This is a genomic window from Streptomyces lunalinharesii (assembly GCF_039532155.1).
In the GTDB taxonomy this organism is placed as follows: Bacteria; Actinomycetota; Actinomycetes; order Streptomycetales; family Streptomycetaceae; genus Streptomyces; species Streptomyces lunalinharesii.
Genome location: NZ_BAAARK010000048.1, coordinates 1 through 17134, shown reverse-complemented (window position 1 = coordinate 17134; position 17134 = coordinate 1). Strand labels below are relative to the sequence as shown.

Here is a 17134-nt window from a genome sequence, read left to right as displayed (position 1 = left end):
GCCGTGAACGCGAGGTCGCGCTACTGAGCAGCTGCGTCTGCGGTGAGCCGCTCCATGTGGGCGGCCAGGTCCCTGAGGACGGGATGGCGGTAGAGGTCGGCCCACTTCAGCGGGGCGCCGATCTTGGCGATGCTGCGGGCCGCCTTCATCGAGTCACCGCCGAGGGCGAAGAAGTCCGCGTCGCGTCCGACGCGTTCGACACCGAGGCCCTCCTGCCAGACTTCGGCGATCCGCCGCTCCCAGTGGCCGCGCGGGGCGTCGTCGGCGGCGACCGGCTCTCCGTGTGCCTGGTCGGGTGCGGGCAGCGCCGTGCGGTCCAGTTTGCCGTTCGGGCTCAGCGGCAGGGCGTCCAGGACCACCGTCGTCGCGGGCACCATGTATGCGGGCAGCACCGCGGCCAGGTGGTCGCGGAGTTCGGCAACGTCCAGCGTGCCCGGGTCGCGCGGCACGACGTAGCCGACGAGCTGCCGGTCACCCACCGGGTCCGGCCGCGCGGCCACCACCGCGTCCTTCACCTCGGGGTGGTTGCGCAGCAGCGACTCGACCTCGCCGAGCTCGATCCGCAGCCCGTTCACCTTGACCTGGAAGTCGAGGCGGCCCAGCAGCTCGATCTGCCCGTCGCCGCGGTAGCGGGCCAAGTCTCCGGTGCGGTAGAGGCGTTCACCGGTCACCGGTCCGTACGACCAGTCGAGGAAGCGCTCGGCGGTCCGTTCGGGCTGGTTCAGGTATCCCTGGGCCAGACCGGTTCCCGCGAGGTGCAGATCGCCGGGTACTCCGATGGGCACGGGCTGGCCCGCCGGATCCAGGATGTAGGTCCGCTGATTGGCCATGGGGCGCCCGTAGGGGATGCTGGTCCAGGCCGGATCGGTGCAGGTCACTTCGTAGAGCGTCGAGTGGATCGACGATTCGGTGGCCCCGCCCAGCGCGATGAAACGCAGAGCGGGCGCGACCCGGCGTACACGATCCGGAAGCGTCACCGGGATCCAGTCACCGCCGAGCATCGCGAGCCGAAGGGCAGGAAAGGCCACCGCACCGTCCCGCTCCGCCTGCGCGACCAGGAGTTCGAGCAGGGCGGGAGCGGAGTTCCACACGGTGACGCCGTGCTCGGTGAGGAGTGCGGCCCAGTGCTCCGGGTCCTTGATCCGCTCCCGGTCCGGCAGGACGACGGTGCCGCCCGCGATGGTCATGCCCACCATCTCGTACACGGACATGTCGAAGCTGGGCGACGACAACGCGAGGACCTTGTCACCCACGCCCACGCCGTAGCGGGAGTTCAGGTCCGCGAGGTTGTTGAGGACGCCGCGGTGGCGCAGCGCGATGGGCTTGGGGCGGCCGGTCGAACCGGAGGTGAAGATGACGTAGCAGAGGTCGCCGGGGGTCACGTCGACATCCGGCCGCTGCGTGGACCGGCCCTCGATGACGGGCGCGTCCCGGTCGAGGAGCACCAGCGGTGTCTGCCCGCTGTCGGCCGCCGCACCGAGGTTGGCACTGAGGTCACCGCGGCTGACCATCGCCACGCATCCGGCGCCGTCCACCATGGTCGCCAGGCGCTGCGCGGGGTAGTCCGGGTCGAGCGGGACATACGCGCCGCCGGCCTTGAGGACGGCGAGCAGCGAGACGAGCAGGTCGCTTGACCGGTCCAGGCAGAGCCCGACGCGCGCACCCGGCTCCACTCCCACTTCCAGGAGGTGGTGGGCGAGTTGATTGGCTGCTTGGTCGACGCGCGCGAACGTCCACTGGTCGGTGCCGTGGCTGAGCGCGATCGCCTGGGGGGTCTGTGCCACGCGTGCTTCGAAGCGGCGATGCAGACAGTCCTCGTACGCGAGGTCGGCGCCGGTGCCGTTCCAGTCGACCAGGATCGTCTGCTGCTCTTCGGCCGTGAGCAGCGGGAGCGTACTCACCTTGCGCGCGGGCTCGGCGAGCGCCGCTGCCAAGAGCGTGGCGTAGTGGTCGAGGAGGCGTCGGGCCGTCGCCGCGTCGAAAAGAGCTTCGTCGTAGTGGACTTCGACGTCGAGGCGCTCGGAAGCGCGGCGGATGCGGAGCAGCAGCTCGTGCGGGCCTTGGGCGACGTCCTCACCACATGCGTGCTGAAAGGCGACTGGTGAGGGTTGGTCATCCGCACCGGCTCCGACGACCCGGGCCAGCTCCGACAGACACGACTCCCCGTCGACTGCCGCGCCCACCGAGCTTCCGGCCGCGAGGGTCACGGTGAAGGACTCCTGACCCGTATAGCGGAAGCCCAGCGCCACGAAGCACGCGAGGAGCACCGCGTCCTGGGCGACGCCCGCACTTGCCGCGAAGGCGTCGAGCGCGCCGGAGATCGAGGCCGGAAGGCGCAGTTCCGTGACGGCCGTGAGGCGCGGCGCGGTTCGGCGGCGCGGCCGGTCGGTGGGCAGGAGCAGTGGCCCGGGTGCCTGCGCAACGCCGTCGCGGATGGCGCCCTCGCTCGTGGTGCGGTTCACTGCCTTGCTCCTGTCGTTTCGGGTGTCACGGACTCACTGAAGGGCAGCGGGAAGCGCGCGCACAGTCGGGCCACTTCGCCGCGCACCTCCGCGCGGACCTCGGGGACGAGTCGGTACGAGGTGTCGTCCACCGGCGTCGTGGCGCCGAGGACGGTGTCGAGGAGGCGGGCGCAGTCGGCCATCTCGGCCGGACCCATGCCGCGCTGGGCGAGCAGGTTGGTGCCCAGGCGCAGTCCACCCGCGACCAGGGGCGGCTTGGTGTCGCCGGGGATCCGGTTGCGGTTGGCGAGGATGCCGCACTCCTCCAGGGCGCGCTCGGCGACCACTCCGGTCAGGCCCCTGCGCCAGACGTCGAGGAGCACCATGTGGTTGTCGGTGCCGCCCGTCAGGACGCGGTGGCCCGAGGCCGTGAAGGCGGCCGCGAGCACACGTGCGTTCTCCACGATCCGGCGGGTGGTCTCCTTGAACTCCGGCTTGGTGACCAGGTCGAGGGCGCGCGCCTTGGCGGCGATCGCGGCGGGGTTCGGGGTGCCCTGGGAGCGGGGGAAGACCGCCTGCTGCATGAGCCGGGCCAGGGTCGTACGCCCGTCGGGCCCCGGGGTGCGGTGTTCGCGGCCGATGAGGATGAGGCCGCCGCGTGGGCCGCCGAGCTGCTTGTAGGTGCTGGTCGTCGTGACGTGGGCGATGTCGATGGGGCTCGGGTGGTCGCCGGTGACGACCAGGCCCGCGATGTGGGAGATGTCCGCGAGCAGATAGGCCCCGACCGAGTCCGCGATCGCCCTGAAGCGCGCGAAGTCGATCATGCGCGGATAGGCGCTGGCGCCCGCGACGATGACGGCCGGTCGGTGGGCGCGGGCCAGTTCGGCGACGGATGCGTAGTCGATGCGCCCATCCGCGCACAACCCGTAGTGGACCGCGTTGAAGTGACGTCCCGTCACGGAAGCGGGCGACCCGTGGGTGAGGTGGCCACCCGCGTCCAGGTCGAGGCCGAGCAGGACCCCGCCGACCGGCATCAGGCTGGACAGGACGCTGAAGTTGGCCGAGGAGCACGAGTGCGGCTGCACGTTGGCGTACTGCGCGAGGAACGCCGCCTTGGCGCGCTCCACCGCCAGCCGCTCCACCCCGTCGAAGTGCACGGCGCCAGGGTGGTAGCGGGCGCCCGGGTAGCCCTCCGCCGTCACGTTCGACAGGGCGGCCCCGCCCGCGGCGAGGACCGAGGGGTCGGCGGCGCTGGCCGAGGCGACCATGGCAAGGGTGCCCGCCTGGTGGCGGACCTCCGCGTCGAGGAGGGTGGCGAGGGCGGGGTCGGCGCGGTGCAGGAGCTCCGCTCCGTGTCTCAACAGCCGTGTCTGGCACGGCTCTTGACCGGTCGGGGACACTGTCACAGCAGCTCCTCGATGGTCTTCCACGCCAGCGCCCAGTCATCGGCGAGGTACATGTGGCCGCCGGGCATCTCCAGCTCCCGGAACGCGGCCGAGGTGAACGCCGACCAGTCCCGCCACTGAGGCACCGGCACCATCGCGTCCGCCTCACCCCGGATCGCGGTGAGCGGAAGGGGAAGGGGCGCGCGCTCGACGGGTTCGTAGTCGTTCAGAAGCTGGACGTCGGCTCGCAGGGCGGGCAGCAACAGGGCCCGCAGCTCTGGGTGGTTGAGCGATTCGATGTCCCGGCCGACCACGTCGCGCAGGTCGGCGACGGCCTGCTCGTCGTCGTCCGCCGCGATGAGGTGGCGGTCCCGGTGGCGAGGGCTGACCGAGCCGCTGACGACGATCTGCTCGGGCAGCGGACCGCCGTGCTCGATCAGGTGATGGGTGGTTTCGTAGGCCAGGATGGAGCCGAAGCTGTGCCCGAAGATCGAGTACGGCTCGGCGCCCACCGCCGCGCGCAGCCGCCCGGCGATGTCCTCGGCGGCCTCGGCGACCGTCGCGTAGAACGGCGCGCCGTACTCCTCCTCGCGGCCCGGAAGCTGGATCGGCACGGCCTCAAGCCGGGGTGAGGACAGGCGGCGCCACGGGCGGTAGACACCCGCGCCGGCGCCCGCGTACGGCAGACAGATCAGCTTGGTCATGCGTGGGGTTCCCTCTTCGTTCGGGGCGCGTTCAGGACGTGGACGCGGTGGCGAGCCGCTCGAGGTGGTTGTCGAACGCGGCCACGAGGTCGGCGAGCCGGCCGTCCCAGGGGCCGCCCGCGGGGGTCTGCACGACGACGTCAAAGGCGTCTCCCTCGACCTCGCACACCTGCATCTGCACCTCCGCCTGGGCGCCGACCGGTTTCACGGGCACGGTCCACAGGCGGGCGTGCCCGGCCTCGTGCACGGTCCGCGTCCAGCTCTGGTAGGCGAACAGCGCCTGGAACAGCGGCATGCGCCGGCTCCGTCCGGTGCGGCAGTGTGCCACGATGTGCTCGCAGGGCAGCTCCAGGTGGAGCACCGCATCGACGACCGCGTCCCAGACCCGGTCCGCCGCGTCGGGCGCGTCGAGGCTCCGCATCCGGATGGGCACGGTGTTGAGCAGACAGCCCACCTCGCGCTCCTGGTCCGTCCCTCGGGTGGCGATCGGCGTGCCGATGCAGAAGTCCTCGCCCGCACCCGTGAGTTCGGCCAGCGCCCGCCCATAGGCGGTGAGCAGCAGCGCGTACGGGGTCTTGGCACCCTCCCGGGCCCGGTCCCGCAGCTTCTGCGCGAGCCCGGCCGAGCACGTGGTGCGGTGCTCGACGAGCGGCGCCCGCGCCAGGTCCCGCTGGCTCAACTCCGTTCCGGTGCAGGGGAGATCGGCGACTCCCGCGAGGGTCGTGCGCCAGTGCGCGGCGAGTTCGTCGCGCTGGGCGGCGCCGAGCGAGGTGGCGGCGGCGCGGGGGCGCGGCGGCAGGTAAGGGTCCGTGCCGGTCAGTGCCTGTGCGTAGGCGTCGGCGAGGTCGCTGGTGAGGATTTCGTGTGAGAGGCCGTCGAAGGCGATGTGGTGAACCGCGATGTAGAGGCTCGCGCCGTCCTCGTCGGGTGCCACCGCACTCCAGTGCAACACGCCCGCCTGCACGTCGAAACCGGTCTCGTCGAGGCGTGCCGCGACGTCGTCGAAGACGGTGCCTGCCGCGAGCAGCACCGGCGTCGGCCCGGGCATGGGGGCGACGACCTCGCGGACGAGACGCTGCCCGTCGAGAACGAAGGCGGTGTGCAGCGCCTCGTGCGCCTGCACGACGGCGTCGAGCGCGCGGGCGAGGGCCGGCACGTCGACGGGGCCCTGGATGCGGATCTGGCCGAGGGCGATGTTGGCGGCGGCCTTGCGGGCGACCTGTTCGGCGAGCCAGAACTGCCGCTCCGCCGCCGAAGCCTCATGCGCAAGCTGGGAGTCGGTCATCAGCGCACCGTGTATCCCGCGTCGACCGTCACCGTGGAGCCGGTGACGTGGCGCGTGGCGTCGCAGGAGAGCCAGAGCACTGCTTCGGCGACGTCGACCGGGTCCACCAGCGTGTTCATGGGCTGCTGTTCGGTGAAGAGCGCCTGGTGTCCGGCGAGCGGCACGTCGAGGGCGCGCGCGACCTCGGAGAGCATGCGGCCCTCGGCGGCGGGTTCGTCGCGGATGTTACCGGGGCACACGGCGTTCACGCGGACCTTGAAGGCCGCGTAATCCAACGCGGACGCCTTCGTCAGCCCGATGAGGCCGTGCTTGGCGGCGACGTAGCCGGCGAAGTTGCGGTAGCCGACCAGACCAGCCGTGGAGGCCACGTTCACGATGGATCCCGCCCTGCGCTCGATGAGGAGCGGCGCGAACAGCTTCGTCATCCGCCAGGCCCCGCTGAGGTCGATGTCGAGGAGCAGTTGCCAGTCCTCCTCGCTCGTCTCGTGCACGGGACGGCCCGAAGGGGCCACCACGCCCGCGTTGTTGACCAGCGCGTCGACCTGCCCGAAGCGGTCGACGGACAGCTCCCGCACTGCGCTCAGGGCGGCCAGGTCACGGACGTCGGCAGCGGCCGTGAGGACCTCGACGCCGTGCTTGCGGCACTCCTCGGCGGTGTGCTGAAGCTGACTCTCGCTCGCCAGGGGGTAGGGAACGCCGGCGATGTCACCGGGCACGTCCACCAGGACGAGGTCGGCGCCCTCGGAGGCGAACGCGGTCGCGCAGGCGCGGCCCACGCCCCGCCCGGCGCCGGTGATGACGGCGACCTTCCCTTCGAGGCGTCCCGCACCCCGGGTGCCGGAGGTGCTAGCCATGGGCGGGCTCCTTCTCGGTCTCTCCGGTCTCTCCGGTCTCTCCGGTCACGGTGGCGGGGGCCGCGTCCATGTCGCGCAGGGCGCGGCTGCGCAGCGACACGAGGATCAGTACGAAGTACGCCGTGCCGAAGCAGGCGAGCGCGGTGGTCAGGCCCGAACCGTCGACGACCCATCCGGCGCAGAGGATGCCGAGCGGTGCGGCGGCCATCGCGACGGCGCCGGACAGCCCGAAGACGCGGCCGCGCAGTTGCTCGGGCACCCGCTCCAGCATCACCGTGCTCAGGACCGGATTGAGGGGCCCGGCGGCGAGCCCGCTGGCGAAGGTGAGGGCGACCATCACCACGAGACCCGGGTGGGCCACCATCAGCAGGCGCAGCGCCGCGATGACGGCGAAGCAGCCGAGCAGGGTGTAGCGGCGGCTGAGGAGGAAGCGACGGCTGAGCGGCGGGTAGAGGAAGGTTCCGGCGATGGCGCCGCATCCGGAGGCGGCGAGCAGCCAGCCCAGATACTCGCCGTTGCCGAGGATCTCCTTCGCGTACACCGGCAGCATCAGCGGCGTGAACGCGTCGTCGAGGAAGTTGGTGACGAAGACGAAGGAGGTCATCGCGCCGATCACGGGGATCGTCTTGACGACGGCCAGGCCTTCGGTCAGCTGGCGGAAGAAGCCGAGCTTTCCACCCGGGTTCGCGGTGGGCCGGGCGCGGGGCACGGCGAACGCCACGAGAGCCGAGGCGATGAGGAACGTCGCGGAATCGACGTACATCCCGGCGACCGAACCCGAGACCGCGACGAGCAGTCCGGCGAGCGGCGCGCCCACCACCAGGCCGAGGCGCGGGGCCGCCTGGAACCAGGAGTTGGCGCTCTCCAGGCGTACTCCCGCGCCCTCGGCGAGCGGTTTGATCAGGCTCAGGCGCGCCGCCTGAGCCGGGGTCGCCACGACGGTCCGGCCGAAGAGCAGCGCCATCAGGAGCGGCAGGGGCAGTCCCACGGTCTGGTCGAGCAGCGGAACGAGCCCGATGAGCACGCCGGCGAACAGGTCGGACAGGACGCTCATGCGGCGCCCCCCGATCCGGTCGATGATGACCCCACCGATCGCGCCCGCGAAGATCAGCGGCAGCGCGTTGGCGAACCCGGCGAGGCCGGTGGCGATCGGGCTGCCCGTGGCGCCCAGGACGTAGAGCGGCACCGTCACGATGGTCACCGCGTTGCCGAACGCGGACAGGTACTGCGCGCTCAGCAGCACGGACAGCGGGCCACGGCGCCGGGGCACTGTCCCGGCTGTGTCGGGGGGCACGGGGGTGTCGTTCACTGCTGCTCCAGACGTACGTCGCTGAGCTCGGCGAAGAGCTGGTTCATCTGCTCCTCCGACACCCCGACGATGCCGGGTACGTCGTCGGGTTCGGCGTGCGCCGCGAGGAGTTCGGTCAGGTCGGCGGCGGCGCGTGCGGCCGCCTCCCGGACGGTCGACTCGGCGACGCGGGCCGGGTCGTAGAGCCAGCGGAAGACGGCTCGGCCCGCCTGGATGCCGACGGCGACGTCGACGTCCACGTCGCGTCCCGCCGGCCGGTACTCCTCGGCGGCGAATTCGCCCGCGCCGGTGAAGAGCCCCTCGCTCGCTTCGGCCGGTTCGGCGAGAGCGCCGAGGTAGTTCACGACGATCCGAGGCGTGGAAAGGCCGGCGAATCGGGCCCGCAGCGCGGCGTCGGCACAGCTGCGCAGGAGTCCGTACGTCTTGCCACCGTCGGGTGTGTGGCGCAGGGCGGTGCCGACCGCGGCGAGGTCCTCGTGGAGCGTGCCGCCGGTGAGCGGCAGGTGCAGCGGGTAGGGGCACGCGTAGTAGCCGACGGCGCGGGTGGGGTCCCAGTTCCGCAGCGTGGGCAGCGGCTCGCGGCCGAGCCCCATCGTGGAGACGACGACCTCCTCGGTGTGCGGGCGCAGCGCCCGGGCCACGACGGTGAACGCCTCGGCTTCCAGCGAGCCGGGCCGCCCCGCGAGCGGCACTGCGGCCTCGAACTGCCTGACGCCTTCGGCGAGTTCGGGCGTTCCCCAGTTCACGGGACGGACCGCGGCGAGGCGCGCGGCCCAGAAGTCCGCCTGCGGGGACGGGTCGAGAGTCCGCAGCGCAGCCGCGTACTCCAACTGCCCGGCCGGTTCGGGGATCAGCGGCTGCCCCTGATAGGCGCGGGCCAGATCGGCGACGACGATGCCCCAGGACATGCCGTCGATGACGAGGTGGTTGGCGCTGATGACGACCAGGTCCGCGGCGGTCTCGTCGGTGCCGCCGGGGATCAGGCTGACGGCGAAGAGTGCACCGCTCTCCGCGTCGAAGGCCGCACGCTGGACGGCCGCGACGTCCCGGGGCTCGCTCCCCGGGTCCTCGACGCGCCACGACCAGCGGTCACCGACGCGGGCCCGGCGCCCTTCGGGGCGAACGTGGAATGCGGTGGAGAGTCCGGGGTGGGCGTCGACCACCGCCTGGGCGGCGGCCTCCAACCGGCCTACGTCCAATGCCTCGTTGGCCCGCAACACGAAGGTGTGCGCGAAGTCCTCGACCCTCTCCAGCCCGGAGTCGTACAACAGCTCCTGCTCGGACCCGAGCGGGCCCAGCGGCACCTCGCCGTCCGCTGCGGCGACTTGGCGGTCGCGGGCGAGAACGACCCGCGCGAGCCCGCCCAGCGTCGGATTGCTGAAGACGTCCCGCAGCGTGAGCGTGAACCCCTCGGCCTTGAGCAGGTGCGTGAGTCGCACCGCGAGCAGGGAGGTCCCGCCCACCTCGAAGAACACGTCCCCCGGGACCGCTTCGGACACACCCAGCGCCTCGCGCCAGGCCCGCTCGACCCGCTCGATGCCCTCGACCGGCCCCGTGTCGGGTTCGGCGGGCGCGACAGGCGGGGCCAGGACGGAGACCACCGGCGAGGCGGGCGGCACGGTCCGGGTGCGCAGCGGGGTGTCGGGGGACTTGGCGAAGAGCTCGACGAGCTGGAGCAGGCGGCGTGCCATCCGCTCGATGGTGGACGGCAGGAACAGCGCCGTGCGGTACTCGATGCGCCCGTACATCAGGCCGTTGACCTGCCACCACGCCACTGTCATGTCCATCGAGGAGATGCCCTCGGGCACGGCGTTGGCGTAGACGTCGGCGCCCGGGACCTTGAACAGAACGGAGTCGCCGAGGTTGAGCTGGACCAACATGGTCTGTAGGAGCGGGTATCGGGTCACCGACCGGTTGGGCGCGACTGCCTCGACGATCTCCCCGAAGGGCACCTCGCGGTGGTCGGCGACGGCGACGGCCCCCTCGACCGTGGCGGCGAGCACCTGGGCGGGCGTTGGCTGTTCCGGCAGGCGCACGCGGATCGGCACGTTGGTGAGCAGGAAGCCGATGAGGTCCTGCACCGCGTCCTGGCCCCGGGTGACGCTCGGCACGCCGACGACGATGTCACGGGCCCCGGTCTCCTCGTGCAGGAGCGCGACATAGGCGGCGGTCATCGCGGTGGCCATGGTGGTGCGTGCCTCGCCGGCCCTGGCGGTGAAGGCCGCGGCGACGTCCTCGTCGAGGATGAAGTTGTACTGCTCGCCGGCGTGGTCGGAGGTGTCGGGCGTCGCGTCATAGGGCAGCGGAAGGCGCGTGGGGGCGCCGGCGAGGTACGTACGCCAGAAGGCGCGGTGCTCCTCGCCCTTGGGGCCGGCGAAGTAGTCGCGCTGCCATTGCGCGTAGTCACCGAACTGCACGGGCAGGACGGGGACTTGAGGCTCGACGCCTTCGAGGTAGGCGCGGTAGTGCTCGATCAGCTCGTGGTTGAGGCGTACGTAGGACCACTGGTCGGTGAACGAGTGCGGCATCGTCTGGACGATCTGGTGGTCACCGTCGGCGACGCGGCCCACCGCGAGGCGGAGCACGGGGTCGTGGCGCAGGTCGAAGGGGCGGCGCACCTGTTCGGCGACGAATGCGGCCCGGCGTTCCTCCACCTCGTCCGCGGGGCCGTCGGAGACGTCGGCGAAGGTGACGTCGGCACCCCGGTCGGCGTGGACCAGCAGGTAGGGCTTGCCGTCCTCGGTCTCGACGCCGGAGCGCAGCAGTTCGTGGCGGCGGGCAACGGCGTGCGCGGCCTTGGTGAACACGTCCAGGTCGAAGGCGCCGTGGAAGCGCAACCCGAAGCCGAGGGTGTAGGTCGTGGTGCCGGGGTCCAACTCGTCCAGGATCCAGAGGCGTTCCTGGTCCATGCCGAGCGGGAAGCGCTTGCGGGGGCCCGGCCGGGTGCGCAGCGGGGGGCCGGAGCGGGCGGCGACGAGACGGGCGGCGAGGGCGGCGCGCTGGGCCGGGTCGAGCTTGGCGAGGCGGGCGGCGGCGGCCGCGCGGTCGGATGTCACGTGCGGGCTCCTTCCAGGGCTTCGATGCCGCTCTCGCCACCGGAGAGTGCGAGCAGTTGGGGCAGGGCCGCGAGGACGTCAGCGGCGGGCAGGCCGAAGTCGATGAGGTGGCCGACCTCGTCGGCGCCCGCGTCGCGGAGTTCGGCGAGGACGGCTCGGGCCTTGGCCGGGGTGCCGAGGAGCGAGGGACCGTGCAGGAAGTCGAGGTAGGCGCTCTCCAGGAGCACCTCCTCGTCCTGGTCGGCCGCGGTGGTCTGACTGCGGAAGGACCGGAGGTAGGCGTGCATGGCGGGCCGCAGAAACTCTTCGAGGTCCGGACGGTCGCTGACGTGCGCGTGAACCATGACGACCACGTCGCCGTCGCCCTCGTGCCCTGCCTCGCGCCAGGCGGCGCGGTAGCGGGCGATGTTCTCGCGCAGCTTCTTGAGCGTCTGGCCGAGGAGCGCGGTCATGATGCCGTACCCCGCGCGGCCCGCGGACTCGAAGGTGGTGGGGTTGCCCGCGGCGGTGAGCCAGACGGGCAACTCGGCCTGGACGGGCCGTGGTTGGGTCCGCACTTCGGCCTCGCCGCCGGCGGTGGTGGGATAGCGCACCGCCTCCCCGCGCCAGTGCGCACGCACCTGCTCCATGGTGCGTGCCGTCACCTCGCGGCGGTCGGCGTAGCCCTCGCGGGCGAGGACGAAGTCGTCCGGGTGCCAGCCACTGGCGAAGGAGATGCCGACGCGCCCGCCGGAGAGGTTGTCGACCAGCGCCCAGTCCTCGCTGATGCGGGCCGGGTGCTGTAGGGGCGCCGCGACGCTGCCCGCGCGGATGCCCAGGCGTTGCGTGGTGGCGGCCACCGCGGCGCCGAGGACGGCCGGGTTGGGTGAGAAGCCGCCGAAGTCCACGAAGTGCCGTTCGGGGAGCCAGATGGCGTGCAGCCCGGCGCGGTCTGCGAGGGCGGCGGCCCGAAGGACCAGCGGGTAGTAGTCGACGGCCTCGTGCGCGGTGGCGCTGGCGAAGAAATAGAGGCTCTGCCGGTCCGGGAGCGGGGCCGGCTCGGCCACGGTCTCGACTGCGGGGGCCTTCGCGCGTGCGTCGCGGCGGCGCATGTTCTCATTCAGGCGCTTGCGCTGCTCGGGTGTGAGCGCCTGTAGGCGCTGGGACAGCTCGGTCATGCGTCTCCCTCCGGGCCACTGCCGTTCTCGAGCTCGTCGAGGAGCCGGAGCAGTTCGTCGTCGTCGCGCTCGGCGACCAGCGCCTGCGCGCAGGCCACGAACTCGCCGAGCGAGGAGTTCTCGTACAGGTCCTGGAGCCGCATGTTCAACAGCAGGTCGTTGTTGATGACGGTGATGAGCTGGGCGGCCTGAAGTGAAGTGCCGCCCAGGGTGAAGAAGTTGTCCCCGGGGCGCAGCGGGGCGCCGCCGAAGGCGCTCTGCCAGAGCGAGGCGATCACGGCGGGGGTGCTGTCGCCGTCCAAGTCGGCGGAAGCGGCCCGGGGCTCGTCCTCGGCTTGCGGCCGCGGGTCGAGGTCCTCCTGTCCGTCTTGTACATCGGCCTCTGGCGCCCGGCGCTCACGCGGCTCGGTGGGGACGGCTTCCACCCAGTGCCTGGTGTCGGCGAAGGGGTAGGCGGGCAGCCGGACCGCAGCCCGCGGGCTCGGGATGTCGAGCCGGGGCGAGCAGCCCGCTGTCCACAGCTGGGCCAAGGCGTCCTGGACCGCGAGCGGCTCGGCCTGCTTGCCGTCGCCGAGGAGGTCGGTGACGAGCGGGGTCCTGTCGTGCCGCCGTGCCGCCTGGCGGGCGAGACTGGTCATGGTCCTGCCCCGCTGGACGCCGAGGACGACGTCGGGCCCCGCGTTCAGGAGGGTCGCCAGCGCCTCGTCGAGGCGCACCGTGGAACGCAGTTGTCGGCCCCAGTAGCCGGGGTCTGTGGCCTGCTGGTCGGTCAGCGGGAGGCCGGTGAGGTTGGAGACGACGGTCAGGTCCGGCTTGGGGGCGCGCAGCGTGAACTCGCCCAGGAAGCCGGCGAACTCCTCCGCCGCCGACGTCATGGCGCGCGAGTGGAACGCCCGGGTGGTGGCGAGGCGGGTCACCGCGACACCTCGGGTGCGGCACCGCTGCTCCAGCTCGGCCACGGCGTCCGGGGCTCCGCCGAGGACGGTGTTGTCCGGCGCGTTGAGCCCGCACACGTCCACGGGGAGGCGTTCGGCGAGCCCGAGGGCGGTGCTCTCGTCCGCGCGGACGGCCACCATGGCTCCTTGCGGGGCGCCCGCCATCAGCCTGCCGCGCGCGACGACGGCCGCCGCGGCCTCGTCGAGGGTGAAGACCCCTGCGTACGCGGCGGCGGTCAACTCTCCGACACTGTGCCCGAGAAGAAGAGCGGGCCGTACGGCGTACCGCTCCAGGAGCCGAAGCGCCGCCGTGCCGAGCACGAACAGCAGGGGCTGAACGACCGCCGTGTCCATCAGGCGCGGGTCGTCGGCGGACCACTCGCCGAAGGCACTGAGGTCCGGCCCTCCGGCCGCCGACACCGTTGCGGACAGTTCCGACAGGTCCGTACGGAACTCGGCGTCCACCGCGGCGTACGCGGTGCCGACTCCGGCCAGGGACACGCCCTGGCCGGGCAGCAGCGCGGCGACGGTGGGCTGTGTGACGGCGCCCCGCGCCTGCCCCTGCCCCTGCTCTGCGAGCGCGAGCAGTTCGGTGCGCAGGCGCCCGCGCGCGGCGCTCTCGTCGGCGGGCAGGGCCACGGCCCAACGCCGGTCGAGGGGGCGACGGCCGTGCCGCAGGGTGGCGAGGACGTCGGCGAGCGGGACGTCCGCTCCTCCGCCCTGCTGGAGCCAGTGTGCAAGTGAACGTGCCTTGTCCCGCAGGGCGTTGTCGGTCGCGGCGGAGAGGACGGCGATGCCGGGACGGTCGCTGCTCGTCTCCGACGGGGCCGGGGTGGCCGGGATCGGCGCGCGCCGCGCGGGCGCGACGATGACGTGGACGTTGGTGCCGCCGAGCCCGAACGAGCTGACTGCCGCGTGCTGGGGAAGTTCGTCGCCCCAGGGCTCGGCCTTGCGCGGGATGAAGAAGCGGGGCGAGCCGAGCGCCACATCGGGCCCGTCGCCCGGTTGGTGCGGGATCGGCGGCACGGTGCGCTCCTGCACGGCGAGCACGGTCTTGATGAGGCCGAGCACGCCGGCTGCCGTGTCGCAGTGCCCGATGTTCGGCTTCAACGCGCCCAGCGCGCAAGATAGTTCACCGCCGCGGTCTCCGTATACCTCCGCCAGGGCGGCGAGTTCGATCTGGTCGCCGAGGACGGTGCCAGTGCCGTGGGTCTCCACGTAGCCGATGTCGGCGGCCGCGAGACCGGCCGACTCCAGCGCCTCACGGATGACGTCCGCCTGGCCGCGGGGACTTGGGGCGACGAGGCTCATACGGTCGGCGCCGTCGTTGTTGACCGCGCTGCCGATGATATGCGCGCGGACACCGCTCGCGCCCCGCTCGTCGAGGTCGGCCGCGCGGCGCAGCACCACGACCCCGGCGCCGCTCGACGGCACCGTGCCGAGGCTGCCCTCGGTGAAGGGGCGGCAACGGCCGTCCGGGGAGACGATGCCGCCCTCGGTGAACTCGTACGTGGGCCGCTCCACCGGGTGGATGGTGACGCCACCCGCCACCGCGATATCGCACTCGTAGGTGAGCAGGCTGCGCACGGCCTGATGCACCGCGACCAGCGAGGTCGAACACGCGGTTTGTACCGTCATGCTCGGCCCGGTCAGGCCGAGCCGGTAGGAGATGGCGGTAGCGAGGAAGTCACGGGAGTTCCCGAGCTGGAGCTGCTCCTGACCGTGCACCCGCACCAGCTGCTCGTCGGTGAGCACGTTCGCGTGGAGATAGGCGTCCGGGCCGCACCCGGCGAACACGCCGACCCGGTCGGTGGTGGCACCCGGGTCGATCCCCGCGTCCTCAAGAGCCTGCCACACCAGCTCGGTGAGCACCCGGTGCTGTGGGTCCGTCATCGCGGCCTGGGCCGGGGACATGCCGAACAGCTCTGCGTCGAACTCGGCGAAACGGTCGATCTGGCCCGCCTGGAGTGGGCCATCCGCCTCGGGCCCGTTCCGCGCGGCGGGCAGGCTGACCCGGCCGTCGGCGAGGCCGGACCAGAAGGTCTCCGGGTCCGCGGAGCCCGGCACCCGCAGGGCAAGCCCCACGACCGCCACCGCGTTGTCCATGTCGGTCATGCCGATTTTCCTCCAGGCTTGCTTGCGTTCGAACCCGAGCCACCACGGGACTCGATGGCCGCCATGAGTCGGCGCGGGGTGGAGTGGCGGAAGATGTCCCGCAGCCGCACTTCGGGATAGCCGTTCTTGCGGAGCGCAGCGTTGAGCCGCACGGCCAGCAGGGAATTCCCGCCCAGGTCGAAGAAGTTGTCGTCTGGCCCGACGGGGACGCCCATGACCTCGCGCCAGATGACGGCGAGCGCTGCGGGACCACTGGCTTCGCCACCCGGTGCGAGACCGGCGCCGTCGCCCGTGGCGCTCGCGCCGGGCGCTTCGACGGGTGTGGCCTCGGAGGTGGGTACGGGCTCTGGGAGGTGGGTGGGATCGAGTTTGCCGTTGGGGGTGAGGGGGAGTTGGGGGAGGGCGGTGAGGGTTGCGGGGATGAGGTGGGTGGGGAGTCGTTGGGTGAGGGTGTGGCGGATGTCGGGGAGGTGGTCGGGGTGGGTGAGGACGGCGTAGGCGTCGATGCGGGCGGTGGCGGGGTCGTTGGGGGTGCGGACGAGGGCGGCGGCTGCGGTGACGCGGGGGTCTTCGAGGAGGGTGGTGCGGATTTCGCCGAGTTCGATGCGGTGGCCGCGGATTTTGACTTGGTCGTCGAGGCGGCCGAGGTGTTCCAGGAGGCCGTCGGGGGTGTAGCGGCCCAGGTCGCCGGTGCGGTACAGGCGCCCACCGGGCATGGTGGTGTCGGTGTCGGTGTCGGTGCTGGTGTCGGTGTTGGTGGTGCTGGTGTCGGTGGTGTTGGTGGCGCCTGTGGTGTTGGTGGTGGTGAGGTGGTTGGGGAGGAAGCGTTGTGTGGTGAGTTCGGGTCGGTTGTGGTAGCCGTGGGTGACGCCGGCTCCGCCGACGTAGATTTCGCCGGGGACGCCGGGTGGGACCGGTCGGGCCTGGTCGTCGAGGATGTGGAGTTGCCAGCCGGGCAGGGGGCGGCCCACCGTGCGTGAGCCGGTCAGGGCGTCGGCGCGGGTGACCGTGTGCCAGGTGCAGTGCACGGTGGTTTCGGTGATGCCGTACATGTTCACCGGACGGCAGGCGGTCTCGGGGTAGCGGTCGAGCCAGGGCAGCAGCATCTTGGTGTCCAGGGGTTCCCCACCGAAGATCAGCAGGCGCACGGACAGGCCCCCGTCGGGGAACCGGTCGGCACGGATCAGCTGGGAGAACGCGGACGGGGTCTGGTTCAAGACGGTGACCTGTTCCCGGGCCAGCAGGGCGTGGAGTTCCTCGGGATCGCGGGCGGCCCAGTGGTCCACGACCACCAGCCGGCCACCGGTCAGCAGGCAGCCCCAGATCTCCCACACCGAGAAGTCGAACGCGAACGAGTGGAAGAACGACCACACGTCGTGCGGGCCGAGCCGGAACTCATCCCGGGTCGCGGCGAGCAGGGCCATCACATTGTGGTGCGCCACCAGCACCCCCTTGGGACGCCCGGTGGAACCCGACGTATGAATCACATACGCCAACGCGTCCCCACCGACCCGCGGTAGTTCCCGCCCCGCATCGAGGGGCTCGGCAGCCACGTCCACACACGTCACACGGCCGGCCACCTGGTCCGGGAGTCCGTCGCCGACCACCACCGACACCCCGGTGTCCTCGACCACGAACGCCAGCCGCTCCGCCGGATAGCCGGCATCCAACGGCACATACACCGCCCCGGCCCGCAACACCCCCAACAACCCCACCACCAAAGCCACGGACCGCCCCAGACACACCCCGACCCGGTCACCAGGCCCCACCCCGGCCTCAACCAACACCCGCGCCAACCCAGCAGACCACTCCTCCAACTCCCCATACGTGAGCGAACCCTCACCATCAGCGACAGCCACCCGACCAGGACCGAGCGCAGCCCGCTCGACGAAG

General features: G+C 72.0%; 10 protein-coding genes. All 10 read right to left on the bottom strand.

Features of this window, described 5'->3' with window-relative positions; all coding sequences use genetic code 11:
- Window positions 1–20 precede the first annotated feature (20 nt).
- The gene (locus tag ABD385_RS36500) at window positions 21–2462 is read right to left on the bottom strand and encodes a non-ribosomal peptide synthetase (RefSeq protein ID WP_344583968.1); all 2442 of its coding nucleotides are present in this window, start codon (window positions 2460–2462) and stop codon (window positions 21–23) included.
- On the bottom strand, window positions 2459–3802 hold the full coding sequence (locus tag ABD385_RS36495) for a serine hydroxymethyltransferase (RefSeq protein WP_344583966.1): 1344 nt from the start codon (window positions 3800–3802) through the stop codon (window positions 2459–2461). The genes ABD385_RS36500 and ABD385_RS36495 overlap by 4 nt, the downstream gene beginning before the upstream one ends.
- Window positions 3803–3843: 41 nt before the next feature.
- Window positions 3844–4530: a thioesterase II family protein gene (locus tag ABD385_RS36490; RefSeq protein ID WP_344583964.1), complete on the bottom strand. Its 687-nt coding sequence runs from the start codon at window positions 4528–4530 to the stop codon at window positions 3844–3846.
- Window positions 4531–4561: 31 nt separating this feature from the next.
- Window positions 4562–5815, bottom strand: a complete 1254-nt coding sequence (locus ABD385_RS36485) for a condensation domain-containing protein (RefSeq protein ID WP_344583963.1) — start codon at window positions 5813–5815, stop codon at window positions 4562–4564.
- Window positions 5815–6669, bottom strand: coding sequence for an SDR family oxidoreductase (locus ABD385_RS36480; RefSeq protein WP_344583961.1), 855 nt, complete (start codon window positions 6667–6669; stop codon window positions 5815–5817). Before ABD385_RS36480 ends, ABD385_RS36485 begins: the two co-directional genes overlap by 1 nt.
- Entirely contained in the window at window positions 6662–7939 is a 1278-nt protein-coding gene (locus ABD385_RS36475) for an MFS transporter (protein ID WP_344583959.1), read from the bottom strand. Before ABD385_RS36475 ends, ABD385_RS36480 begins: the two co-directional genes overlap by 8 nt.
- 35 nt (window positions 7940–7974) lie before the next feature.
- On the bottom strand, window positions 7975–11034 hold the full coding sequence (locus tag ABD385_RS36470) for a condensation domain-containing protein (RefSeq protein WP_344583957.1): 3060 nt from the start codon (window positions 11032–11034) through the stop codon (window positions 7975–7977).
- A complete protein-coding gene (locus ABD385_RS36465) occupies window positions 11031–12191 on the bottom strand; it encodes a MupA/Atu3671 family FMN-dependent luciferase-like monooxygenase (protein WP_344583956.1) in 1161 nt (386 codons plus the stop codon). Before ABD385_RS36465 ends, ABD385_RS36470 begins: the two co-directional genes overlap by 4 nt.
- Complete coding sequence (locus tag ABD385_RS36460; protein WP_344583955.1) at window positions 12188–15241, bottom strand: type I polyketide synthase; 3054 nt, start codon at window positions 15239–15241, stop codon at window positions 12188–12190. The genes ABD385_RS36465 and ABD385_RS36460 overlap by 4 nt, the downstream gene beginning before the upstream one ends.
- The coding region (locus ABD385_RS36455) for an amino acid adenylation domain-containing protein (protein ID WP_344583953.1) at window positions 15238–17134 on the bottom strand (1897 nt) is incomplete at its 5' end. The genes ABD385_RS36455 and ABD385_RS36460, both read right to left, overlap by 4 nt.